Consider the following 22956-nt stretch of genomic DNA (forward strand, 5'->3'; position numbering starts at 1 on the left):
AGACTATACTTAAAAACAAAGCAACACCGCTGTGAAACCCTTATAGAATAGGGCTTCCAGCGGTGTTTGAATTTTTTTACTGTCAAAGACGGGATTATATAACGAAGTACTGGAAAAAACAATCATTTCATCGAAATTTGGCAGGAAATCACCGGTTCCTGTTAAGCTGTCCCCAACTCTTTCTTCCCTTACGGAATCGGCGGGAACACAGAGATAATCCCCAGAATAACCGCTGCGATAATAATAATCGCCGCCAGACGCCTGTCCTTTAAAATCAGAGGATTCCTCCAGCCGTTTTCACCCTCCTCATCTTCCGAGTCTCCGTCATCGTCCAAATCCCCCTCCGCTTCCGAATCCTCAGCAGCCACATAATCCTCATCGACCTCCGCGTTCTCCTTCATGCTCTCCCACTCCTTCAGATATCCCTGGGCAGCCAAAAGATCGGAGGCGCGCACATAGATCTTTTCCCCAAAAATCGAGTAGCCCATGTAGACCCTCATATATTCGCCGCTCTCCTCATCCACGGAGTACGATGGAATTCCATGATTCTCCAATATTCCCTGCAGCAGCTTCGCCTCTATGTGATCGCTGACTGTCGTCAGCATCTCCACATCGACACCCTCAGACGCGAATTCCGCTTTGCCATTTTCCCCCTCCTCTTTTTTGACGAGCGGGGTCTGGCAGTCCGTGCATACCTCTCTTCCATCTAAAAACTCCGCTCCGCAATTGGGACACTTCATCGTCATAGCACATACCTCCCTTTCCGGGCCACTTTCGGTATACAGGCAGCCATTCTTTTCATCCATTATACCATAAAATCCCTGTGTGTAAAAACTGTTTACATTTGTCTCCGCATCGTGTAAAATACTTTATATCCTACTAAACAGATAAGAATGATAGGAAGGAGAACGACACCATGAAAATCTCTACAAAGGGACGGTATGCCCTTCGTATGATGCTGGAATTCGCTCTGCATCCGGGTGAATGTACGAAAATCAACCAGGTAGCCGAACGCCAGCAGATATCAGACAAATATTTGGAACAGATTGTGACGATTTTAAGCCGCGCCGGCTATGTCAAGAGCATGAGAGGCGCCCAGGGCGGCTATTATCTGACGAAGGAGCCTGCCGATTATACAGTTGGCATGATCCTGCGTCTCACTGAAGGCAGCCTTGCCCCTGTAGCGTGTATGGAGGACGAATTAAACCAGTGTGTGCGTTCCGGCCACTGCGCTACCTTAACCGTGTGGAAACAACTGGATCAGGCGATTAACGGGGTTGTAGACAGCATTACACTCGCTGATCTGGTGGAAGAACAGAAGAAACTGGATGGTGACAGTTATGATTCATGAATTCTCACGGAGTGAACTCCTAATGGGAAAGGACTCCATGGAAAAGCTGGCAGGCTCCTGTGTCGCCGTCTTCGGCGTCGGCGGAGTGGGATCCCACTGCATCGAGGCCCTGGCCAGAGGAGGCGTCGGCCGTCTTGTCCTGATTGACAACGATACCGTCTCCATCACCAACATCAACCGGCAGAGTATTGCTTATCACAGCACCGTCGGCATGTACAAGACTCAGGTCATGAAGACGCGGATACTGGACATGAATCCACAGGCGGAAGTCTTTGCATTTGAGACCTTTGTCCTCCTCGATAACATAGAAAATCTGTTTGAACAGATTCCCTGTAAAGTCAACTACATCATAGATGCCATCGACACTGTCACAGCCAAGCTGGCCCTGGCCCAATACGCCATTGACCACGAAATCCCATTCATTGCCTCTATGGGAACCGGTAACAAACTTCATCCGGAACTGTTTGAGATCACGGATTTATCGAAAACATCGGTCTGTCCGCTCTGCAAAGTCATGCGCCGGGAACTGAAGAAACGGGGTATCACTTCTCTGAAAGTTCTGTACTCCAGGGAAGAGCCGCTGAAGCCGCTGGAAACCAGCACAGAAGTCACCTCGAAGCGCGCCGTGCCAGGCAGCGTCTCTTTCGTTCCCCCAGTCGCGGGTCTCCTCATCGCAGGGGAAGTGATACGCGAGCTGACAGGGAAGAATTAGATGCAGGACAGTAAATCCTGCTTCAAACAAATCTGCAAAACAAAAAAACGGAAGCATTTAAGGGCCGCTCTCCATATCCCGGCCTCTCAAACGCTTCCATTTCTTTACTCTAGAACTTGGCAATATACCCCTGAATAAAGATTACCAGCACGATCAGAGGCAGGACAAATGTCACATATCCTCTCACCCATCTCGGGAACTTAATTCCCTTTCCTTCGTTGGCTTCCTTCATAAAATTCTCAAATCCCCAGCCGTATCTTGTGGTACAGAAGGCCAGATAGATGAGACTTCCCAGCGGAAGCAGATTGTTACTGATAATAAAGTCCTCTAAATCCAGGACATTGCTGCCTTCACCGAATGGCATGAAGCCGCTCCACAGATTAAATCCCAGCACACACGGCAGGGAAAGCAAGATCACTGCAGCCGCGTTGCACAGTACGGCTTTCTTAATGGTACATCCCGTCAAATCCGTGGCAAATGACACGATATTCTGGAACACGGCGATAACCGTGGATACAGCCGCAAATGACATAAACAGGAAGAACAGCGATCCCACCAGTCTTCCGCCCGCCATATTATTAAACACATTCGGCAGTGTCACAAAGATCAGCTTCGGTCCCTGGCCCGGTTCAATACTGAATGCAAAGCATGCAGGGAAAATGATCAGTCCGGCCATAAAGGCTACAAAGGTATCGAGAATCGTAACGGAAATCGCCTCGCCCATCAGGCTGCGCTCCTTGCCGATATAGCTTCCGAAAATCGCCAGGGCGCCGATTCCCAGGCTCAGCGTAAAGAACGCCTGCCCCATGGCTGCGAAAATTACTTCTCCCAGTCCGGCTTCCTGAATCTTTCCGAAGTCAGGCTTTAAATAGAATTCCAGTCCCGGTCCGCTGTTGTCCATCATGACCGAGTGTACCGCCAGAATCACCATCAGAACCAGCAGGCAGACCATCATCACCTTGGTGATCTTTTCCACGCCGCCCTGCAGCCCCTTCGCGCAGACCGCGAAGCCTCCGATTACCACAAGAATCATAAATACAGCCATCAGAACGGGATTTGCCAGCATTCCCTCGAATTGCGCGCCAACACCGGCAGCATCCAGCCCCGTAAAATCACCTTTTGCCATCTTGAAGAAATATAAGATCATCCAACCGGCGACCGTGGTGTAAAACATCATCAGGATGTAATTTCCTGCCATGCCCAGATATTTGGCGTAATGCCACTTCGTTCCTTTTGGCTCCAGCACATCATAGGACAGCGCCACACTTCTCTGGCTTGCCCGTCCCACTGCAAATTCCATAACTACGATCGGCAGACCCAGTATCACTAAGAATACCGCGTAAATTAATACGAATGCCGCGCCGCCGTACTGGCCTACGATGTATGGAAAACGCCATACATTGCCGAGTCCGATTGCGCATCCCGCTGAAATAAGAATAAAGCCCAGCCGGGATGAAAATTTTTCTCTCCCCATACTCTTTCTCTCCTGGTTGTTTAAATTCGATCCGCCGGATCAGCCAAAATCAGCTTCTTTCTGACCAAAACGGCAAAGATTCTGTACCATTATAGCACAGAATCTCTGTTGTGGCTACTTCATATTATACTGTATACGATACCGTTTCTAACGCCTGATGGAAGCCGCCATCCGGTGGTAGGTATGCCGCACACCGCGGATCACCGTTCCATATTCCAGGATATTTTCAGGCAGTGCCATGCCGCCGTATCCGGCGTCTCCCAGATGATGCATATCCGTTCCGGTCATCTTGCACATCAGCGCAATCTCCCGGATGGTAGCCGGATCCGAGCCCTCCTGGGAGGTTCCTATCGCCGTCAGAGTCAGAGCCCCCAGCTCATGAGCATAGGAGACCAGCCCTCGTATATACTCCATGGTAATTCCCGGGACCGTCCCTGGAGCCGGCATAAGAATCACATCGGCTCCTGCTTGGCGAAACAGCTTCACATCCTCCCGCGTGAGGATCTTCTCTCCCGCCTCAGAGAGAATTCCCGCCGCGTGCATCTTTCCGGCCACCAGGACAATGCTGTCACCGAATTCCTTCCGGTAAACCGCCAGCGTCTCTTCAATAGCCCGGTTGGTGACACCGACACCCGGATTCCCCGTCAGAACAATGAAATCGACGCCCATATCGACCGCCTTCTTCGCATTTTCCAGCGTTCCCAGACGGCCTCCCGTAATTCCCCACATGGCGTCCGCCTCCACCGTGCTTTCCACGCCCTGTTCCTTTGGCTCCAGGTTGATGCCCACAGGACGCCCGGTCAGCTCCTTCACCTTCCGGATCAGATCCCCTTTGTCAACAGGCGGAAGACCGTTGATTACAGGGTTATCCACATCAAAGATATTTAACAGAATCACATCGGCGCCCATGGCCGCGGCCAGCTCCGCATTGCTCACATCTCCCAGCATGGGCTGTAAATTTCCGATGGTCTCACAGACCAGCACCCGGCCCTCGCTGGAGGCAATGGATTCCACCAGTTCTTTTCCGTTCATTTTCTTAAAATCCGATGCATTGCAATTTAAAAAACGTTTCACTGTTTTTTCTCCTTTCCCGTTGGAAATGACTGGTTCCCATGCTTCACCTTATATTTATCGCTGCTGAAATTCCTTCCGTGAAACAGAAGCGTAACAAACACGATACCGAGGCATACCATCTGATATCTCATCTCCAGATGAAGCGCCCCAGCGCCAGACAGGCGGCCGCATCTACGAGAAACAACGCCCCTTCCACCCTGGAAAGACGTTTCATATCGTAGTCCTCCTGTTTAAATGTCGTTCCATTAAAGATCAGCATGTCCTTCCCCAGAAACATGAAAACTGCCCCCCCAGACATATAATACCCGTAAACAGAAAAATAAAATCCATACATCCCCACCCCCTTTATATTTAATACTTGATACTATTATAAAGGAAGAATCCCCATAATACAATTATTTTGCATGGCCTGTTTCATATACTGCAACAGCCAGCAACTATTCCTAAAATAAAAACACAGCATCTGCCTTCGGTCAGGCAGATGCCGCGCATTCATACTTCATTCATACTCTTTATTCCATACGAACAGCCTGGTCCAGCTCAATTCCCGCCAATAATACAATCCCAATACCATGGGTATCATTCAGCGTCCATCCAAGCGTATCCCGGTAGTAATCGCCGGAGAAGGAGTAGAAGGAGCCGCGGCAGATTCCATATACATTGCCAAAACGGTCCAGAGCTGTCTGTTTTAAGCCTTCCCACGCCTTCATGGCCGATGCCAGGAGTTTTTTGCCTAAAGCGTCTTCGATCCAGCCAAATCTGACCGCCCGGCTGAAGCCGTATATAAACATGGCGGTACAGGAAGCCTCCTCATAGGATTCCGGGAGCGTCAGCACCTGATGCCACAATCCTCTGCTTCCCTGCAAGGCCACGTATCCCTCACAAAGGCTTGTAAAGAATTCCAGGATACTGCCTCTGTCTTTATGGTCCTGAGGCAGATATTCCAACAGCTCCGATATGGAAAACAGCGCCCATCCATTGCCTCTTCCCCACGGTACCTGTGTGGCCGCTTCCACATGAAAATCGTATACATGGCTCATGATCTTATACTCCGGCATATACAGATATTTTTTAAACATCAGCACCTGATTCGCCGCGTCATCCAGGTACTTTGCGTCTCCGGTCAGTTTTGCGTACCGGCATAAAAACGGAATACTCATATAGAGATCATCGACCCACATGGTCGTATGGCCCTCTCCCAGGCGGCAGAAGGCCCCATCTTCCCTTCGGGACTGTCCGCTATGGATATAGCTGCCGATCCGGTCGGCCGTCATTTTGACATTCCCGTCCATTTTGTCTTTGTAAAATTCCAGCATGGCAGAGCCGAAGGAGCCACAGGTATCCAGCGAGTCCAGAACCACAAGCTGGTTATTGATCTCCGGGTAACCATACGTCTTTGCATCCCACAGACTGTATTCATGCATGGCAGCACACTCATGGATATGTTTTCTTACATATTCCGTAATGTCCGGCCTGTCTAATACCCGGGCGGCCTGGGTCAGGCCGTAGAGCGTTACACCTAAAGGATAATTCCAGCGGCCAAAACAGGGATTCTCGAGATAGGGGCGAACTACCGTATGTTCAGCTGCTTTCCAGTAGCATTTCTCAGAATCACCGAACAAGCCGTAAAAGCCCGGAAGCTTCCAGTCAGGCTTTGCATCAAACAGACCCAGGTAAAGGCAGGGCCCCTTCACTCCATCCGCCCCAGGATTCATGAGCTTCAGCTTTGTACGGTCTTCATACTCTGCTGAAAACCTGACAGTCCAGCTGCTCTCCTCCGGACAGCGGGAACAGGCCAGCAGATCGTGGTTTCCAGCAGTTACTGTAATGTCACCGGACTCGATCCGTCTTCCATCCAAATAAATTTCAGCGCCGGAACAGGTAAAGGCAACCTTCTGTTTTCCCGGCAGATTCTGTCGGATTTTACTCCATATACAGGCCCACTTTCCTGGCCGGCGGCCAAAGACAGCCTCCAGATCCCCGGGAGATTCCATTGTCTCACGCGTCTGAGCAGGATACCAGCAAAGCCCTGTATCCGCCTCGTTTCCATTTAGATCAATGTCCGGGACATTGACTCTTGGGCCGTCAAACGGCTGGCTGTATACCAATCCGCCCTGTCCTTCTCTTTCTGCAAAAGGCGTCAGAAACGAAATCCAGCTCCAGACTGACAGCTCCGGTTCTAAATGGCAGCCGAAACCGGAGGTTCGTTTACAGCAGCGAAGCATCAGCGAATTCCAGCCGGCACCGCAGGGCAATACAACGGAGGTCATCTTCTGCTCATTATTTTCTTCATAAGGAGTGGATTCCCACAGCAGGCTGCCATTAAAATACACATCTGCCTGACTGTAACACCGTATCAGGAGTGTTCTGTTTTCGGAACTACTGCTGTAAAACTTAGCGGCAATTAATGCATACTGACCCATCAAAGCCTCCGGCAGCTTACCATTCAAATCCAGATTATAGCTTCCGTCTGCATCAGGAAGAAAGGAATCATCACGAAACGCCCGGAATCGGAAAGAGCCGGCCGGGTTCTGTCCTATGTACCTCCCCGCAACGGTACTCATAATATCATGAAGCGGCGCATTGCGAGATTTCATACTGATATTGCTGTCAAAATACGTATTAAATGTCTCCATCGCTTTCCCTCTCTCCGAATACTAATAGATTCTCTTTGTAAAAACATCGTGAAGGCGCTCTATGGATACCTTCGGTTTTCTGTCCTCCGTTAAAAGCCCGTTTACCTCCTGCATGACATCCGTCAGCTGGGTATAGCAGAAGCCGTTGAAATGGCCGCTGCGGATTAAGAATTGCGTAATCGGCTCCAGGATTCCAAGAAACTGTTCCTCATCCTTTACTCTTCCGTAGTACCCCCAGGAACCTTCCGCTCCGTCTCCTTCAAAAGCAATGCCTCCGTACTCGGTTAAGATAACCGGCTGTCCCTGATAGCTGTTTCCTTCTGCAAACAAGCGGCGGGACTCACAATACGTCTTTAATACGTTCTCCATATCATCATACTTTTTCTCCGTTTGCGGGAAAAGAGCGTAATCGTGAAGGGCACAGATATCCGTGTCACATACCTGCTCCCAGCCATCATTGGCGCTTACGAGGCGGACCGGGTCCATGGCTTTTAACAGGTAAGTCAGCATACGGCAGTAATTCTGCTGCTGTAAATTTCCTCTTATGGACCGGACTCCCCAGCTCTCATTGACCGGGACCCAGGTCACGATACTGGGATGATTATAGTCACGTTTAACAAATTCCATCAACTCCCTGGAAGAGGCTTCCATCGCATTGTCATTAAATTCGTAGGCGCTCGGCAGCTCGCCCCATACCAGAAGCCCCATCTTATCCGCCCAGTAATAGTATCTCGGATCTTCGATCTTCTGATGTTTTCTGGCGCCGTTAAAGCCCATCGCCTTTGTCAGACGGATATCCTCCTGGATGGCCTCGTCACTTGGCGGCGTTAGTATGGATTCCGGCCAGTAGCCCTGATCCAGTACCAGACGCTGGTAATAAGGGCTGCCGTTTAAGCTGATAATGCCATTTTCCCATTCAATACTTCTCATTCCGAAGTACGTTGCCACCTCGTCGGCACACCCAAGTTTACCAGTTATTTTCACAATTAAGGTAATCAGATTCGGCTCTTCCGGCGTCCAGAGCAGCTCTCCACGCCTTATATCATAGTCCGGGAATGCCAGGCTTAACTTGCCGTAGCCATGACGGCAGGGAATCATCTGCCTGCATAAAAATACGTTTCCATTTTCCAGATAAGCCGTAACCTCTGCATCCACCTCTTCATCACAGGAGACAAACACTTCACAGAGAGCCGTCAAATCGCTTAACTGCGGTGTTGCCTTTACTCTCTTTAAATAGCATTTTCCTGCGTACTCCAGCCAGACACTCTGCCAGATACCGGTAACAGGAGTATACCAGCAGCCGAATTTCTCACCGGTCCATGTCTGTTTTCCTCTTGGCTTGTCGCTGTTTGTATCGTCCACGGCCTTTACCGTTACTTGATTGATTCCTTCTTTTACAAGTTCTGTAATGTCAAGTTCAAAAGAAGTATAACCGCCTGTATGGCCGCCTGCATAGACACCGTTAATCCATACGGAGGCCTCGGAATCTACTGCGCCAAATTTCAGCAGAAGACGTTTTCCTGTAAGCCTTTCAGCTTCCACAAGGAATTCACGGCGGTACCATACCACATCATGGTCCTCCGTCTCTCCAATGGTGCTCATGGACGACTGATAGCAGAATGGAACCGTTATAGTCCGGTCGAACACCGGCTGATCGAAGGAAAACTGCCAGATCCCATTTAAAGGACTCCACTCATTTCTCACAAAATCCGGACGCGGAAATTCCGGGCGCAAAACTGCATTCATCTCTGTACCCACGTTTTTATCTCCTCTTTGCATACTTAATTTTTGTTGCTTTTCACTCCGCAGAGCATACGCGCTATCCCTTTAAGCCCTCCGTGCTGATACCATTTACCAGATATTTCTGAAAGAATACGAATATAAGGAAAATCGGGATAATAGACAGCGTAGCCATGGCGAACATGGCGCCCCAGTCAGTAATTGAGGTCGGGTCTGCAAACATTTTAAGAGCCATCGTTACCGGATACATGCTCGGCTTGTTTAAATACAGAAGTGATCCCATGAAATCATCCCATTTCCACATGAAGGAGAAGATAGCGCAGGTCACAAGAGCCGGTACAATTAGCGGTATGATAATGCGGATAAAGATATCCAGGTAGCCGCATCCGTCAATTTTAGCAGCCTCATCGAGATCCTTTGGAATTCCATATATAAACTGAATAATCAGAAATATAAAGAAAGATCCGCCAAAAAAGCTCGGTACGATCAGGGGCAGGAATGTGCCTACCCAGCCCAATTTGTTGAAAATAATATACTGCGGAATCATAATAACCTGGAATGGAAGCATCATGGTAACAAGCATGCAGATAAACCAGAAATTACGTCCCTTAAACTTCAGCCTTGCAAATCCAAATGCAATAAATGCCGAGGAAAAGACAGCGCCGATGGTTCCCACTGCAGCGATAAAGAAGGAATTTTTAAAGAATGTGGCAAAGCTGATCTTCGCAAATCCGCGCCAGCCGTTTGCATAATTTTCAAAATGCAATTCCTTTGGAATCAGGCTGCTTGCGCTGCTGAATATCTCATTGTTTTCTTTCAAGGAGCTCATAACCATCCACAGCAGCGGATAAATCATAGTAAGTCCGCCTAAAATAACCAAGATTGTGGTTATCACCTGTCCGGCGCTGACTTTTTCCTGTGTTTTTACGGAAATGTTATGTTTCATGCGCATCACCCTTCCTTCGATTCATTGTATACCCACCTGGTTGACGATTGAAAGATGAGAGCCGTCATGATCCCAATTACCACGAGCATAAACCAGGCCATGGCGCTGGCATATCCCATCTCATGAAACTCGAAGGCCCTTTGATACTGGTAAACACAGTAGAAACGGGTTGAATCCCTGGGGCCGCCATTGGTAATTACGAAACTCTGTGTAAAGGCCATAAACGCATTAATCGTCTGCTGCACCAGATTAAAGAATAGAACCGGCGTCAGCATGGGAAGCGTAATGCTTATGAACTGTCTGAACCTGGAGCCTCCGTCTACGGTAGCTGCCTCATAAAGACTGGCCGGAATCTGCTTTAAGCCCGCAAGAAAGATCAGCATGGAAGAACCGAACTGCCATACGGCGAGGATAATCAGGGTCCAGATGGCTGTATCCTTTCTTCCCAGCCACGCAATATCGCCCGGCAGCCCCACCAGAGCCATAAGAGCATTTATGACACCGTCGCTGGCAAACAGTCTTCTCCATAAAACGGCTACGGCGATACTTCCGCCCATGATGGAAGGCAGGTAGTAGACCCCTCTCATAAAGCCTGTAAAACGAGTATTTTTTAAGAACAGCATGGCAACAGCCAGTGCCATAATCAGCTTTAGAGGAACCGATACTGCTGCGTAGAAGAATGTGACTCCGAAGGTTTTCCAAACCTTCGGGTCAGCCGTAAACATTCTTATGTAATTTTGGAGTCCAATAAATTTCGGACTTCCCAAAACATCGTATTCTGTAAAAGAAAGATATAAAGAAATCAGAATGGGAACCGCGGAGAATGCCAGAAAACCGATAATAAATGGCATAATAAACAGATATCCCGCAACTGCTTCTCTTCTTACTGCGGAGTTCATCCGCTTTTCATTTTTCATCACTGCGCCACCTCCTGGCCGCCAGCCCCTTTGCAAGAGTCTGAATTATTCTGCCGCACCCTTTTGAAGCAGTTCAGTCGCCTGCTCATAGAAGCTACGAGCCGCTTCTTCCGGAGTAATCTCCTTGTAACGAACTGCATCTGCCAGATCGCTGATCAATTTGCCGATTTCCGCCGATGCAGGAGGGAACGGAGGATCGATTTCCGTAGCTACTTTTGCAACCTCCGCCACATAAGCATTGATTCTTCCAGTGCACTCATCTACTACTCCATTAACAGCTTCTGTCACAACACTGGAGATCGGCACGCCTCTCTCTCCCTTTAAGGCTTCTGTGTTAGCCTCTACAGAGTTTGTCAGGAAGTTGATGACATCTGCCGCAATTTCCGGATTTTCAGAGTCTTTCGTCACACTATAAAACTGAGACGGCTTAATGAAGATCGGCTGTTGAACTGCATCTGCTTCTGTCGGGTACATATAAATATCGTACTGTACATCATCTTCGCACTGGGCAATGGTATTGACAATCATGTTGGAGTTGGTCAGCTGGCACCACTCTTTTCCTGCTGCAAAGTTGCTTAACTGATTGGTAGATGATTCTGCCATGACCTCCGGGGAAACATGAAAGCCCTCATCAAGCGTCTCCTTCAGTCTGGTGTAATAACGAAGGGCTACCGTATCATCCGGCATTCCGAGTGCTGTTCCGTCTTTCGTAAACATAGTCTGTCCAAGGGCTCTTGCCATAAACAGCATGGACTGTTCATCGTTGCTTGGAATCGCGATCTGCTGGCCGGTTTTTTCATAAATCGTTTTTGCAGCTGCAAAGAACTCTTCATAGGTTGGCTGTTTGGGAAGTGTTACACCAGCTTCTTCCATTACTGCGGTATTAACTAACAGCGCTTTTGCATTGGTTCCTGCTACAATGGCGTAGGTACCTCCATCGATTTCACCACTCTTCATAATACTGTCTGGTACGTTAGTGGTATCAATCACACCACTTTCAATGTATTGATTCAAGTCTACTAACTGCCCTTTTTCCTGATACTGGCTTAAGAATGCATAATCCATTTGAATAATATCCGGAAGATTTCCTCCTGCCGCCTGTGTAGCCAGTTTATCCCAGTAACCATTCCAGTCAGAGAACTCCACTTCAAATTTTACTTCCGGATGCTCTGCTTCATACATCTCAAGAGCCTTAACGGTTCCGTCATTTCTGGTCTGATTTCCCCACCAGCATACACGGATTACGGTCTGTCCCTCCGCTGCTGCCCCTTTCGTTGTTTCAGCATTTCCTGCTGTCGTCCCTTCTGCAGTTCCTTCTGCCACTTTTTCCGAATCCTTAGAACCACACCCTGTCAACATGCCCGCTGCAAGGACACTCATCATAGCAAGTGCTGCTACACGCTTCCAAACTTTCATAATCGTCAACCTCTCTCCTTCATGATTTTGATTTTCGCTGCTGGTAAAATCATATCACGCTTTTTCGTACATTTTAATCAAATTTCTTTACCTGTTTTGTTCAATTTCATTACCTTTTACACAATCAGCCTGTACTTTCGGCCAAAATCATGCTATATTACAAACCAAACACAGGATATAATCCGGCATTTTATACAGGGGATACCGCTTATGAAGCTTCCGCATTTTACATATTCGTTTAACGATCTAAAACTAAAACACAGACTGATACTTATTATTATCGTTGTGGCCGCTACCATTACCGGTTTTACTTTATTTGGGTTCAGTTATGTCATCAACCAGTATAACAAACTTCTGTATAGCCAGACCGCCAACTCGCTTTCCTTCGTCTCTGACGAATTCATGTATCAGCTGGAAAGCATTGAGACAGTCTCCTCCTATATCGCTTACGGTTCCGCCTTTCAGGAAAACCTGGACGTCTGCAGCACCTCCAAATCGTCGCCGCTTCCTGCGCAAAAGGCAAAAAATGAAATTATTGCTATCTTTAACCAGTATTATACGTCTGACATGGTTCATCTAACTACCCTTACGCCTAATGGAAAGAAAATCTGGTGGGGAAAAACAAGCTATTCTGAATCGGAGGAAGCCACTGGGCGTCTGATGGAGGCATGTGACAATGCCAACGGGCGCCTGGTCTGGCGTCCTTCCGAAAAAGGTGCCCGCCTTCTCTGCGCCCGCAAAATACTGAAGGTAAAAAATTTAAGTTTAAAACCCATGGGATATTTAATCATTGAAATTGACTTGCAGGATACGGTACAGGACATCTTAAAGTCCCGCTATTCCAACGGTCAGCATTTTGATTTGTTCATCAGCAGCGGTGAACAGCTGATCTATCCGGCCGACAATGAAAGCTATCTCCGTCATTACCAGAAGCTTTTCTCGGATACCCAGCCCTACGCCATTAAAAATATTGACGGCAGGCGCATGTTTATAACCTTTGCAAAACTGCCGGTTGAAAACGGAACGTGGCGGATCTCCCTGGCTGTTCCCTATGATAATATTTTCCATTCTATTAACCGGTTGATTCCTGTGTTCGTGTTTTCTCTGATTCTGTCGATTTCTATTGCTACATTTCTGGCCGGACGCATTGTAAAAAATATTTCCTATCAGTTCAACATGCTGGTGGAAAAAATGGAACGGATAAAAAAAGAGGGAATTATGAAACCGCAGGCTGCACTGACGCCATCCACCAACAGTCAGGACGAAATGACCATTTTAAACGCATCCTTTGATCAGATGGTTGTAGAGTTAAAAAAGCTAATTGAGGACAGCTATGTAAATGAGCTTCTCATTACCCAGGCAAAGCTTAAGGCACTGGAGCAGCAGGTAAATCCGCATTTCCTCTACAACACCTTAAACAGTATTAACTGGTTGGCTAAGAGAGCTGGGTCAAAGGATATATCCACCATTGCCCAGTCCCTGGGAAGTATGCTTCAGAGCACATTGAATAACCAGGAAAATATGATTTCCATTGAAAAAGAGCTGGAAATCGTATCCTGCTACGTTAAGATCCAGCAGATCCGGTTTGACGACCTGGTAGTAGAAATGAACATTGACCCGTCCGCACTGGAATCAGAGCTACCAAAGATGACCATCCAGCCTTTGGTGGAGAATGCCATACTCCATTCCCAGGAGGAACCGCAGGATGAATACGTGATCCGTCTGTCCGTTACGGAGGAAAACAACACGCTCATAAAGGTGCAGGTGGAAAACAGCGGTTCCTTCATCGATACCCGGATTCTGGAGCATCTAAAGGATCAGACGGTGAAACCGAAAGGAAATGGAATCGGCCTCCTGAATATCGATTCCCGCCTCCGCATCCTGTTCGGAGACGATTACCACTTAAATTTTGATAACAGAAATAATATGGCCATTGTATCATTTTCAATTCCCAGGAAGGCAGAAGCCTCCTCTTCTGACCTATCGTGAAAGGAGTATTACTATGCATAAATTACTAATTGCAGACGACGAAAAACTTATCCGTGAAGCCATTGTGGAATTAATCGACTGGGAGGCCCTGGATATCCAGATTACCGCAAGCTGTAAAAATGGCATGGAAACCCTGGATGCAATCATGGATACGGCACCGGATATCGTAATGACCGACATCCGCATGCCCGGATTGGACGGACTGGACTTAATTGAGAAGCTCCAAAGCCTGGATTCTCATATCCAATTCATCATTCTCACCGGATACCCGGAATTCGACTACGCACGCCGTGCAATAAAATACGGTGTTCGTGAATACTTATTAAAGCCCATCAGTGAGGAGGCGATTATAGAGGCTGTAAACCACGTAAAAAAGTCTCTCCCGGTCTACAGTAATCCCGGTATTGCCGATCTGGTATCCCGTCTTTTAGTCTGCCGCCAGGAAGGGAATACAGAACAGGCCCGGCTGCTGTTAGACCACTTTTTTACTCATTTTGCCAAACCGGCAGAGCTGCGCCCTGTCGGCCTTAATCTGCTAATGGAGCTTCATACCCAATTCCTGCCGCCTTCCGCCGAAGACCTGTCTCATTTTGCGGAACAGATCCTGAGCGAACAGAATGTGATGAATTTGAGAGACATTATCAGCAGACAGATTATAAGCCTTCTGTTTACCGACAGCAAACAGAAATCTGCTTTTGCGAAAACGTCTCTTGCCGATACAGTGAAGGCTTATGTGTCCGCTCACTTAGACGATGAAAACCTTTCATTAAAATACATTGCTGAAAACCTGCTGTACATCAATGTCAGCTATCTGAGCCGAACCTTTACGAAGCAGTCCGGTGAGAAATTTTCCAATTACATAAACCGAAGCCGCATCGAGAAAGCCCAGAGACTTCTGCGCCAGAGCGGCGCCGATCACATTCACGTCATCGCGGAAGCTGTGGGATTCGGCAGCAATCCCCAATATTTCAGCCAGGTATTTAAAAAATATACAGGCTCTACGCCGTCACAATTTGCAGAGAATAAATAGGCTGCTCCCGCCGTACTTTACCTGACGCCGCGCAAAAGCCCCGAAACCTTTTGCGGTCCGGGGCTCTATCATATCATGTTCCTGTATTATGTTCCTGTATCGTACTCCTGTTATATTATTCCACCGTCATATATGTCCCCAGCCCATCAAACTGGCTGCCATAGCTGACTGCCTCCTCATACTGGTTAGACTGCAGCGCCAGACTCACTGTATTGCAGATGCATCTCTGCAATGCTCCAAACTCCAGAGTTCCCTCTTTCAGCTCCTGGCGGATATTATCATGGTCTGCTTTCACGCCCGGCATTACCATATCATTGCCTGCCCGCATACAGCCCGCAGCCGTGCATACGCCTGCGGTGGAGGCTGTGGTGGTGGTCCAGTCTGTCATGATTGCGCCTGCAAAGCCCCACTCGTCTCTGGCGGCCTTTGTACAGATATCATAGGAATTTGCCGCATGGACGCCGTTGATCTGGTTGTAGGACGTCATAATTGACATGGGCTGTGAATTCTTCACTGCGATTTCAAATCCCTTTAAATAGATCTCGCGCAGCGCTCTCTCGGAAAGGACAGAATCAGACCCCATACGATTATCCTCCTGGTTGTTGCAGGCAAAATGCTTGATCGTAGTTCCGCATCCCGGAATTTTCTGAACGCCGAGAGTGATTGCGGACGCCATCATACCGGACAGAAGCGGATCCTCGGAATAGTATTCGAAGTTCCGGCCGCAGAGCGGATTCCGGTGAATATTCATGCCTGGCGCCAGCCACAGCGTCACGTTAAACAGTTCCATCTCACGGCCGATCATCTCCCCTACTTCCTTCAGAAGACTGACATCCCATGTCTGTGCCAGAAGCGTACCGACCGGGATTGCGGTACAGTACTGATAGTAGGTTGTGCCTTCCGCTTCTTCCGGATCGGCAAAGAAGCCGCCCTCAAAGGCCTGGAGGAACCCGCCTTTTTTAATCATACCCTCCACTACCTGATACGTCTTATGGAGCCTTAAACCGGCAGGTCCGTCTGCCAGTACCATGCTGGCCACGTTCCATGGGGAATCTATTGCAGCGGAGGATGTCTCAGCCGCAGCTCCCGGCACCGTAAGTCCTGCGGAGCCAAGGGCGCTTTCCTGGCCTTTTCCAGGATCGCCTGTGGCAAGTGCAATCAGCTGTTCCTCGGATAAGGTGCTCACGATCTCTCCGGCTTTTCCTCCCGTCACGCCTAAGTGTTCCGGATACGCAGCTGTTTCTTTCACGATCTGGTCCGCACAGACCGATAGGCCAGGGATCTTTAAGGATTCCGCCAGACTCTTCCACGCTTCCTCTTTTGCCTTCATCTTGCCGGCATCCGGCACCAGTTCCGTTAAGTCTTCTTTTCTCTCACAGATCGTTTCGCACTGCACCATCACGGCGTCCGCGTCGAGACAGATCGTAGCGGATAAGCTGGAGGCTTCCAGAGAATTCCCCACCCAGACGCCATATGTACCCGCTTCCAGGATCCATGCCGCCTTATCTTCATGATAGGAGGCCAGCTGATACAGCGGGAAGGTAATCGTTAAATCCTGGGTCTCGTCAGGAGATAAAAGCGCGGTCTTTCCGAATCCGGCCAGACGGCGGAACTCTTTTGGCATATCATTCTGCGGACAGGATACGTAGACTTCCACAACTTCCTTTCCGGCATACGTATGTCCGATATTCTTCACGGAAGCCGTAACCGAGATTTTCGGCTGGTCTGTACCCAGACCGGAAGCGCTGATTCCGGTTCCCACAACGGAAAATTCCGTATAGGACAATCCGAAGCCGAAACCGTAGCGAACCGGCACATCGAAGGTATCGAAATAACGGTATCCGACGAAAATTCCCTCTTCGTACTTCTCCGTCTCTATGTTGCCGTTCTTATGGCTGAAGGTCTGGGCATTGGGGTAATCTGCGTAGGTATAAGCCCAGGAATCCGTCATTTTTCCGCTTGGATTTACGGTGCCGGAAATGATATCCGCAAACGCCGAACCACCTTCCTGACCGGCCTGCATGAACTGCACGATGGATTTTATATTTGCAAACTCCTCAGTAAAGGCCAGGTCAATCAGACCTCCCGTATTGATAACGAGAACTACGTTGTCATAGGATGCAGAAACCTGTGCCAGAAGCGCTTTTTCTTCTTCTGTGATGAAGTAATCCCCTTCCGCATCGTGACGATCCGCATTTTCCCCCGCAATACGGCTGAGCACAAATACCGCGGTATCGGCTCCATCGGCCTTTGCAGCCTCCTCGTCGATCGTATTGCCGCATGGAACGACAAACGGTGTGGTGGAGTACGCCTGGAAAAAGTTGCCGTCATACTGTTTCAGTTTATCCAGGACCGCCTCTTTCCAAGCCTGTCTTGCATCCGCGTAAATGGTCTCATAAGAGGAGAGCCATGCATCGCTGGTCACTTCATAGCCTGCGGCCTTTAACCCCTGATAAATGGAAACACAGTCCCGCTCATTAACATCGCCGGAGCCGGTGCCCCCTTTTATGGTCTTGACTGCCCCTGCTCCGTAAAGCCCGATTTTCCCCTTTGCAGCAAGCGGCAGCAGATGGCCGTCATTTTTTAAAAGTACAAATCCTTCGGAAGCCGCTCTGCGGGCGATCTCCCTGTTTTCCTGCTCTCTTTTCGTTACTGCGTCTGATGTGGAACCGGTAAATGTCCTGTTTTTTAACTTCATATCTGACCTCCAAATGATATCTGTCTGTTTTTCTCTATTATGCACGATTACCTCAACGGCCGCTAGATACTTTTTTAACCTTTTATAGGTTGATATTGATATAATTGCAAACTTTTAGTAGAATAAAAACAGATATTCCTGTCACTATTGATATACAGCAGAGAAAGGAACGCAGGATGGACCACATCATTCACGAAGAAGTTTCCGAGAACATCAATCTGCCGGCGAAACTGGAGCTCGTCCATTGTATGCCCATGACCATACCGGCTCACTGGCACGAATACTTAGAGATCCTGTGCCTGATCGATGGGCGGCTGACGGCAGTCATTCAGGCCGAAACGTATCAGCCGGAGCCGGGAAGCCTGCTGGTCATCAATTCCAACGAACTTCATATGACACAGACAGCAGGCCTTACCACCTATGTGCTGCTTCAGATTTCGGCGGAGCAGATGAGGCGCTTTTTCCCCAATTTTGAGGCGCTCCATTTCCAGACACTGATCACGAAAGTGATCCAAAGCCCGGATCAAAAGGAGATGTTCTACCATTTGGACGCCATGGTGAGCGAATACGAAAAACAGACGGACGGCTATCAGCTTCTGGTAACCGCACATCTCTATGAGTTTCTCTATTATCTCTACCGCTGCTGTTCCCATTGGAACGAGTCCGGAAGCGATGACGATTCCAGCCGGGATATGAAGCGGATTGCCGGAATTATGGACTACGTCCGCCGGAATTTCCGCAGGCCGCTGACGCTTAACGACGCCGCCGCTTCCCAGGGCCTGAGCCGGGAGTATTTCTGCCGCCTGTTTAAGAAATATACGGGACAGACATTTCTGGCATACGTAAATTCTGTGCGCACCATGAATTTTTACGAAGAGCTCCTGAAATCGGATGAAAGCATTACGCAGCTGATGGTACAGAACGGCCTTACGAATTACAAGGTCTTCATGCGGGTTTTTAAGGAAATGTATGGAACAACTCCGCAGAAGATACGGAAATCTGCCGCAAAATCCGCAGCAAAAAATGCCGCAGAATCACTTTTTACTCCGTGATTTGCGGCATTTTATATTTACTGATTCATGATGTATTATGCGATAGTCTCCGCATACTTCCTGATGTTGGAGGCATTGGCAATCTTCTTCACCTGGCCATCTCTCACGACTACCAGGGTAGGCGCCTGCATGATGCCAAGCTGTTCCGCCAGCTCTGCGTTCTCCTCTGCATCCACTACCTCATAATCTACATCCTTTAAGAACTGCTTTGCCATCTTGCAGTTTGGACACGTCTTGGTCGTGAAGAGGTAGGAACCAGCCGGAATCTCTGCGTTGTGAACGGCTTCCTTCACCGTCTCCGCACTCTTGTTTCCCTTCTTCAGTACCGATCCGGTGATGTCGTAGGTGGTACGGTTCTTGTATTCCTGCGTCTTGCCCTCGTTCCAGTTCTGTACCGGTCTGTAGTAGCCGGTGATACGGCTGTAGATCTCAGCGCGCTTTCCGCAGATCGGGCAGACGCTGTGTTCGCCGATCAGATAGCCATGCTCTGCACAGATGGAATACGTCGGTGACAGCGTGTAATACGGAAGCTTGTAGTTCTCCGCAATGGTGCGCACCAGTCTCGCCGCGGCCGCCCAGTCAGGAAGCTTCTCGCCCAGGAAGGCATGGAATACGGTTCCCGAGGTGTATAAGGTCTGCAGCTCATCCTGAATATCCAGAGCATCGAATATATCCGCCGTATAATCGACAGGCAGATGAGAGCTGTTGGTGTAGTAGGGCGTATCCCCTTCGGCTCCGGCCGTCTTAATATCCGGATATCTCTTCCTGTCATGCTTGGCCAGACGATAGGTCGTGGACTCCGCCGGTGTGGCCTCCAGATTGTATAAGTCGCCGTATTTCTCCTGATAATCGGAAAGCCGCTCTCTCATATGGTTTAATACGTTCTTTGTAAATTCCTGTGTCTGTACACTTGTCATGTCTTCGCCCAGCCAGCCGGCATTGAGGCCAACCTCGTTCATGCCGATTAGGCCGATGGTGGAGAAATGGTTTTCAAAGGTTCCCAGATATCTCCTGGTATAAGGGTACAGTCCCTGGTTCAGCAGCTTGGTGATCACTTCCCGCTTCGTCTTTAAGGACCTTGCGGAAACGTCCATCATATGGTCTAAACGGCTGTAGAAATCGGCTTCGTCCTTTGCCAGGTAAGCGATTCTCGGCATATTGATGGTTACGACGCCCACCGATCCGGTACTCTCGCCTGATCCGAAGAACCCGCCCGTCTTCCTGCGCAGCTCACGGAGATCGAGGCGCAGACGGCAGCACATGCTTCTGACATCGCTGGGTTCCATATCGCTGTTTATGTAATTGGAGAAGTAAGGCGTACCGTACTTGGAGGTCATCTCGAACAGCAGTCTGTTGTTCTCGGTATCAGACCAGTCAAAGTCCTTGGTGATGGAATAGGTCGGGATCGGATACTGGAATCCGCGTCCGTTGGCGTCTCCCTCGATCATCGTCTCGATGAAGGCCTTGTTGATCATGTCCATCTCTGTCTTACAGTCTTTGTACTTGAAGTCCGCTTCCTTACCGCCTACAATAGCCGGAAGCTCTGCCATGTCGCCCGGTACGGTCCAGTCCAGCGTGATGTTGGAGAACGGCGCCTGAGTACCCCAGCGGCTTGGCGTATTAACGCCGTAGATGAAGGACTCGATGCACTTCTTCACCTCCGGGTAGGTTAAGTTATCTATCTTTACAAAAGGAGCAAGGTAGGTATCGAAAGAGGAAAATGCCTGAGCGCCTGCCCATTCATTCTGCATTATGCCTAAAAAGTTGACCATCTGGTTGCAGAGCACGGATAAATGCTTTGCTGGGGATGATGTGATCTTGCCCGGAATGCCGCCCAGACCTTCCATGAGAAGCTGCTTTAAGGACCAGCCTGCGCAGTAGCCTGTCAGCATGGACAAATCGTGGATATGGATATCCGCATTCCTGTGGGCATCCGCGATCTCCTGATCGTATATCTCGGACAGCCAGTAGTTTGCCGTAACCGCGCCGGAATTGCTTAAGATCAGGCCGCCAACGGAATAGGTAACGGTCGAGTTCTCCTTAACACGCCAGTCCTCCACCTTCACATAGCTGTTCACCACATCCTTATAGTCCAGGATGGTATTCTTCATGTTACGGATTTTTTCTCTCTGTTTTCTGTATAAAATATAGGCCTTTGCCACATCCGTGTAACCGGTCTGCTCCAGGACGTGCTCAACGCTGTCCTGAATCTGCTCAACCGTTACCTGGCCGTCTCTCATCTTTTCCTGAAAGTCCGCCGTAACACGGAGGGACAACAGCTCCAGAATCTCATTATTAAAATCCTTCTTTGTAGCCTTAAATGCTTTCTTTATCGCTTCCGTTATCTTATTCAGACTGAATTCAGCGACCTCCCCATCTCTTTTCAATACTGATATCATTTATACCTGACTCCTTTCCTTTTACAACCCTGACACCGCCTTAACCGGTGCATTGTTTATTATAGCAGAAGAGAAACAAAAACACAATATCTGGTTTCGTAAAAAAACATCAAAACCATATATTGTGTCTTATTATGATTTCTTATAAGCTTCGAGCCACTTATCGCAAAAGCGCGAACTGTCTGTCAGTATAACACACCTTTCACAGTTTCTCAACCACCAATTCGTCCGGTGTGCTTCACAGCCGTACATTTATGCTTTATGCCATTTTAAATCAGATTTGTATACATCTCCGCAGGCACATAGGCGCTGACAAAAATACCGTCGTCCCGGTACTCTTCCTTCAGAAGCTGGCCGTATTTCCGGATCAGCTGTATCTTTCCGGCATCCTGATAGGGGTATACCCGTTCCAGGAATACTTTTCGGCTCCTCAAAATACTCTCCAGCAGATTCAGGAGCTCGTCCAGTCCTTCCCCGGTCTTTGCCGAGATCCTCACCTGGTAATCGGAAGATAGGTCGCGGGGGATTCTCATCTCACCTGCCGCGTCTATCTTATTAAAGACTGTGATCACTTCCTTGTCGTGAACGCCCAAATCCTTCAGTGTCTCATAGACCACATACATCTGCATATCCATCTGGGGATTGGAACAGTCCACCACATGAAGAATGATGTCTGAGTACTTTGCCTCCTCCAGTGTGCTCTTAAACGCCTCGATCAGATTATGGGGCAGCTTCCGTATAAATCCGACCGTATCAGTCAGAAGAATCTGCTCCCCGCCGGGAAGCTCTAAGTTTCTCGTCGTCGGATCCAGCGTGGCAAAGAGTTTGTCCTCCGCCAGAATTCCGGCGTCCGTAAGCGTATTGAGCAGCGTGGACTTTCCCGCGTTGGTGTAACCCACAATGGCTGCCACCGGAGTATGGTTCCTTGTCCGCTGCTGCCTGGCCACGTCCCTGTGGCGCTTCACCTCCTCCAGTTCCGCTTTCAGCTGGCCAATCCGGTCGTGAATCAATCGACGGTCCGCCTCCAGCTTCTTCTCGCCGGGACCTCTCGTTCCGATTCCGCCGCCCAGACGGGAGAGCGAATTTCTCAGTCCCACCAGTCTGGCCGCCCGATACTTTAACTGGGCCAGCTCCACCTGGATCTTTCCTTCCCTGGTCGTCGCCCTGGAAGCGAAAATGTCGAGAATTACCATGGTACGGTCCATCACCTTCGTATCCAGCGCATCCTCCAGATTCCGAAGTTGTGCGGGCGACAGCTCATCGTCGCAGACAATGCCAGTGGCATTCAGCTCCCAGACCCGCTCCTTCACCTCTTCGATCTTTCCCTTGCCCAGATATGTCCCCGGATGAATCCGTTCCCGGTTCTGGATGATCTTGTCCACCGTGACGGCTCCCGCCGTCTCCACAAGCTCCTCCAGCTCATCTAAGGAGGCTGCTGCCAGGCTTTCCTCTTCCGTGCTCACGGCCACCAGAATGACCCGCTCTTCGATTTCCTTTAACTCCACTAAATCAGCCATTGATC

The 22956-nt window shown here is 49.1% G+C and carries 18 protein-coding genes; 5 read left to right on the top strand and 13 right to left on the bottom strand.

Features of this window, described 5'->3' with window-relative positions:
* Window positions 1-188: 188 nt before the first annotated feature.
* Complete coding sequence (locus tag DFR60_RS29515) at window positions 189-746, bottom strand: putative signal transducing protein (RefSeq protein ID WP_110326796.1); 558 nt, start codon at window positions 744-746, stop codon at window positions 189-191.
* Between the two features lie 170 nt (window positions 747-916).
* Here DFR60_RS29515 and DFR60_RS29520 point away from each other — a divergent pair, with 170 nt between their 5' ends.
* Window positions 917-1351, top strand: a complete 435-nt coding sequence (locus tag DFR60_RS29520) for an RrF2 family transcriptional regulator (protein ID WP_110326798.1) — start codon at window positions 917-919, stop codon at window positions 1349-1351.
* On the top strand, window positions 1341-2063 hold the full coding sequence (locus DFR60_RS29525; protein WP_110326845.1) for a tRNA threonylcarbamoyladenosine dehydratase: 723 nt from the start codon (window positions 1341-1343) through the stop codon (window positions 2061-2063). Before DFR60_RS29520 ends, DFR60_RS29525 begins: the two co-directional genes overlap by 11 nt.
* Before the next feature lie 109 nt (window positions 2064-2172).
* On the opposite strand, the gene DFR60_RS29530 is transcribed toward DFR60_RS29525, so the two are convergent.
* The 9 genes from DFR60_RS29530 to DFR60_RS29565 form a co-directional block, all read right to left on the bottom strand.
* Window positions 2173-3537 carry a sodium-dependent transporter gene (locus tag DFR60_RS29530; RefSeq protein ID WP_029465981.1) on the bottom strand — a complete coding sequence of 455 codons (1365 nt, stop codon included), beginning with the start codon at window positions 3535-3537 and terminating at the stop codon, window positions 2173-2175.
* 147 nt (window positions 3538-3684) lie between these two features.
* Window positions 3685-4611: a DUF7916 family protein gene (locus DFR60_RS29535; protein WP_207659597.1), complete on the bottom strand. Its 927-nt coding sequence runs from the start codon at window positions 4609-4611 to the stop codon at window positions 3685-3687.
* Complete coding sequence (locus DFR60_RS31180; RefSeq protein WP_278321407.1) at window positions 4608-4742, bottom strand: hypothetical protein; 135 nt, start codon at window positions 4740-4742, stop codon at window positions 4608-4610. Before DFR60_RS31180 ends, DFR60_RS29535 begins: the two co-directional genes overlap by 4 nt.
* Window positions 4739-4888 carry a hypothetical protein gene (locus tag DFR60_RS30620; RefSeq protein ID WP_167437767.1) on the bottom strand — a complete coding sequence of 50 codons (150 nt, stop codon included), beginning with the start codon at window positions 4886-4888 and terminating at the stop codon, window positions 4739-4741. The genes DFR60_RS31180 and DFR60_RS30620 overlap by 4 nt, the downstream gene beginning before the upstream one ends.
* A 235-nt stretch (window positions 4889-5123) precedes the next feature.
* Window positions 5124-7247, bottom strand: a complete 2124-nt coding sequence (locus DFR60_RS29545) for a glycoside hydrolase family 88/105 protein (protein ID WP_110326802.1) — start codon at window positions 7245-7247, stop codon at window positions 5124-5126.
* A 21-nt stretch (window positions 7248-7268) separates the two neighbouring features.
* The gene (locus tag DFR60_RS29550; RefSeq protein ID WP_110326804.1) at window positions 7269-9005 is read right to left on the bottom strand and encodes a glycoside hydrolase family 2 protein; all 1737 of its coding nucleotides are present in this window, start codon (window positions 9003-9005) and stop codon (window positions 7269-7271) included.
* 61 nt (window positions 9006-9066) lie between these two features.
* Window positions 9067-9939, bottom strand: a complete 873-nt coding sequence (locus tag DFR60_RS29555) for a carbohydrate ABC transporter permease (protein ID WP_243005219.1) — start codon at window positions 9937-9939, stop codon at window positions 9067-9069.
* Window positions 9939-10850, bottom strand: a complete 912-nt coding sequence (locus tag DFR60_RS29560) for a carbohydrate ABC transporter permease (protein ID WP_110326807.1) — start codon at window positions 10848-10850, stop codon at window positions 9939-9941. Before DFR60_RS29560 ends, DFR60_RS29555 begins: the two co-directional genes overlap by 1 nt.
* 45 nt (window positions 10851-10895) lie before the next feature.
* Window positions 10896-12266, bottom strand: coding sequence for an ABC transporter substrate-binding protein (locus tag DFR60_RS29565; protein WP_110326851.1), 1371 nt, complete (start codon window positions 12264-12266; stop codon window positions 10896-10898).
* Window positions 12267-12476: 210 nt separating this feature from the next.
* Here DFR60_RS29565 and DFR60_RS29570 point away from each other — a divergent pair, with 210 nt between their 5' ends.
* The gene (locus DFR60_RS29570) at window positions 12477-14255 is read left to right on the top strand and encodes a sensor histidine kinase (protein WP_167437768.1); all 1779 of its coding nucleotides are present in this window, start codon (window positions 12477-12479) and stop codon (window positions 14253-14255) included.
* Window positions 14256-14268: 13 nt separating this feature from the next.
* Window positions 14269-15285, top strand: coding sequence for a response regulator (locus DFR60_RS29575; RefSeq protein WP_110326811.1), 1017 nt, complete (start codon window positions 14269-14271; stop codon window positions 15283-15285).
* Window positions 15286-15400: 115 nt separating this feature from the next.
* Here the strand turns inward: DFR60_RS29575 and DFR60_RS29580 are convergent, their stop codons facing one another.
* Complete coding sequence (locus DFR60_RS29580) at window positions 15401-17983, bottom strand: glycoside hydrolase family 3 protein (protein ID WP_110326813.1); 2583 nt, start codon at window positions 17981-17983, stop codon at window positions 15401-15403.
* A 176-nt stretch (window positions 17984-18159) separates the two neighbouring features.
* Here DFR60_RS29580 and DFR60_RS29585 point away from each other — a divergent pair, with 176 nt between their 5' ends.
* Window positions 18160-19035, top strand: coding sequence for a helix-turn-helix transcriptional regulator (locus DFR60_RS29585; RefSeq protein ID WP_110326815.1), 876 nt, complete (start codon window positions 18160-18162; stop codon window positions 19033-19035).
* A gap of 35 nt (window positions 19036-19070) precedes the next feature.
* Here the strand turns inward: DFR60_RS29585 and DFR60_RS29590 are convergent, their stop codons facing one another.
* Both DFR60_RS29590 and hflX read right to left on the bottom strand, forming a co-directional pair.
* Window positions 19071-21434 carry a ribonucleoside triphosphate reductase gene (locus DFR60_RS29590; protein ID WP_110326817.1) on the bottom strand — a complete coding sequence of 788 codons (2364 nt, stop codon included), beginning with the start codon at window positions 21432-21434 and terminating at the stop codon, window positions 19071-19073.
* 269 nt (window positions 21435-21703) lie between these two features.
* On the bottom strand, window positions 21704-22951 hold the full coding sequence (hflX, locus tag DFR60_RS29595; protein ID WP_110326819.1) for a GTPase HflX: 1248 nt from the start codon (window positions 22949-22951) through the stop codon (window positions 21704-21706).
* Between the last annotated feature and the right edge of the window lie 5 nt (window positions 22952-22956).

Origin of the sequence: Hungatella effluvii (assembly GCF_003201875.1) — a bacterium.
Classification (GTDB): domain Bacteria; phylum Bacillota; class Clostridia; order Lachnospirales; family Lachnospiraceae; genus Hungatella; species Hungatella effluvii.

Coding starts and splice junctions, on each gene's coding strand:
- DFR60_RS29585 (WP_110326815.1), top strand. CDS start 18,160: ATGGACCACATCATTCACGAAGAAGTTTCCGAGAACATCAATCTGCCG.
- DFR60_RS29525 (WP_110326845.1), top strand. CDS start 1,341: ATGATTCATGAATTCTCACGGAGTGAACTCCTAATGGGAAAGGACTCC.
- DFR60_RS30620 (WP_167437767.1), bottom strand. CDS start 4,888: ATGTTTCTGGGGAAGGACATGCTGATCTTTAATGGAACGACATTTAAA.
- hflX (WP_110326819.1), bottom strand. CDS start 22,951: ATGGCTGATTTAGTGGAGTTAAAGGAAATCGAAGAGCGGGTCATTCTG.
- DFR60_RS29580 (WP_110326813.1), bottom strand. CDS start 17,983: ATGAAGTTAAAAAACAGGACATTTACCGGTTCCACATCAGACGCAGTA.
- DFR60_RS29560 (WP_110326807.1), bottom strand. CDS start 10,850: ATGAAAAATGAAAAGCGGATGAACTCCGCAGTAAGAAGAGAAGCAGTT.
- DFR60_RS31180 (WP_278321407.1), bottom strand. CDS start 4,742: ATGAGATATCAGATGGTATGCCTCGGTATCGTGTTTGTTACGCTTCTG.
- DFR60_RS29570 (WP_167437768.1), top strand. CDS start 12,477: ATGAAGCTTCCGCATTTTACATATTCGTTTAACGATCTAAAACTAAAA.
- DFR60_RS29530 (WP_029465981.1), bottom strand. CDS start 3,537: ATGGGGAGAGAAAAATTTTCATCCCGGCTGGGCTTTATTCTTATTTCA.
- DFR60_RS29575 (WP_110326811.1), top strand. CDS start 14,269: ATGCATAAATTACTAATTGCAGACGACGAAAAACTTATCCGTGAAGCC.
- DFR60_RS29520 (WP_110326798.1), top strand. CDS start 917: ATGAAAATCTCTACAAAGGGACGGTATGCCCTTCGTATGATGCTGGAA.
- DFR60_RS29565 (WP_110326851.1), bottom strand. CDS start 12,266: ATGAAAGTTTGGAAGCGTGTAGCAGCACTTGCTATGATGAGTGTCCTT.
- DFR60_RS29555 (WP_243005219.1), bottom strand. CDS start 9,939: ATGCGCATGAAACATAACATTTCCGTAAAAACACAGGAAAAAGTCAGC.
- DFR60_RS29545 (WP_110326802.1), bottom strand. CDS start 7,247: ATGGAGACATTTAATACGTATTTTGACAGCAATATCAGTATGAAATCT.
- DFR60_RS29590 (WP_110326817.1), bottom strand. CDS start 21,434: ATGATATCAGTATTGAAAAGAGATGGGGAGGTCGCTGAATTCAGTCTG.
- DFR60_RS29515 (WP_110326796.1), bottom strand. CDS start 746: ATGACGATGAAGTGTCCCAATTGCGGAGCGGAGTTTTTAGATGGAAGA.